General features: G+C 45.1%; 1 protein-coding gene. It reads left to right on the top strand.

The window, feature by feature from the left end:
• A partial coding sequence (locus tag AB4Z17_RS33485; RefSeq protein ID WP_441964767.1) for a response regulator occupies positions 1-1,391 on the top strand: 1,391 nt, incomplete at both ends.

Here is a 1,391-nt window from a genome sequence, read left to right as displayed (position 1 = left end):
GAATGGCATAGACTGGTCAACGCTGCCGATTGCGAGCATTTATACGGCTATAGATGCGGAAGAGGCCCAGGCGCTGCTGACTGCGCATACGATTCACATTATGATATCGGATATTGATATGCCAAATCAAAGCGGAATCGAATTGCTAGAGTGGGCGAATGAGCATTCCCCTTCCAGCGTAACAATCTTTTTGACCGGTCATGCGGATTTTAAATATGCGCAGCAGGCGGTTCAGCTTGACTGCTTCGATTATTTGCTCAAGCCGATCGATCATAACGCTCTAAAAGCATGTGTCAATGAGGCGCTGGAAAAAGCTCGTGATTTGGAGCAGCTGGCAAAAATTCGCGGGACATACAACTTATTTTATGAGCAATGGAGCAAGCAGCAGCCTATATTAATTGAGCGTTTCTGGCAAGATGTCATTCACTACCGTTTATCAGCGGCATCGCAGCAGCTCAATTTCTCATTGCAAACCTATGGTTTACCGCTTGAATCGGACAGTTTGATTCGCGTCGTGCTTATCAGCATCGAGCAGTGGCGGGAGGAATGGTCGGCCCGTGATGAGGAGATCATGACATACGGTATTAAGAATGCAGCTGAAGAGATCGTGCTTCAAGGTGAATCTGGCCATATTGTTCAAGATGGCAGCGGGATTTTATATGCAATATTTTATAGTGGAGTGTTCGATGACAAGCAAGGCAATAATGATCTGCATGCCAGATGCAAAACATTTATTGATCAATGCAAAACGATGCTGAATTGCTCGTTATCCTGTTATATAAGCGAAGCAGCGGAAGTGAAGCAGCTCCGTACTACAATACAAACGCTGCTTACCTTAGAGAGAAGCAACGTCAGCAATACTTGTGCGATTATAATGGAGCGTGATCATACACAGAAGCAAGGATTGAATACACTTCAGCAAGCCCCTTTTGCTGACTGGGCACTATTGCTGGAGTCCGGCAAGCAGACGGAGTTGTCCTTGCGAATAGATGAATGCTTCGACCAGATGTTAGAGCTGAAAGTTGATTATACCCATATGGCATCGTTTTATTATGGATATATGAATATGGTGTTCCAATGGTTGAATAAAAAGTCGGTTCAAATGACGGACGTGTTTGTACATAGAGAATGGGAGGTAGGCGAGAACATTCTCAAATCATTGCCGCGCATGCGAACATGGACACAGCAATTGAGCCAGCAGATAACGGACTATGCCAACCAAAACGGCAAGGACGTGTCACAAGTTGTGGAGAAGGTTCAGCGCTATATGGAAGAGCATATGGGAGAGGAATTCAGTCGTGAGCAAGCGGCAGAGTCTGTTTATTTGAATCCAGCTTATTTATCTCGTTTGTTCCGAAGGGAAACGGGTTACTCGTTAACGGATTATTTGG

It is taken from the genome of Paenibacillus sp. TAF43_2 (genome assembly GCF_052113545.1).
GTDB lineage: Bacteria > Bacillota > Bacilli > Paenibacillales > Paenibacillaceae > Pristimantibacillus.
This window is presented reverse-complemented; position numbering and strand designations above follow the sequence as displayed.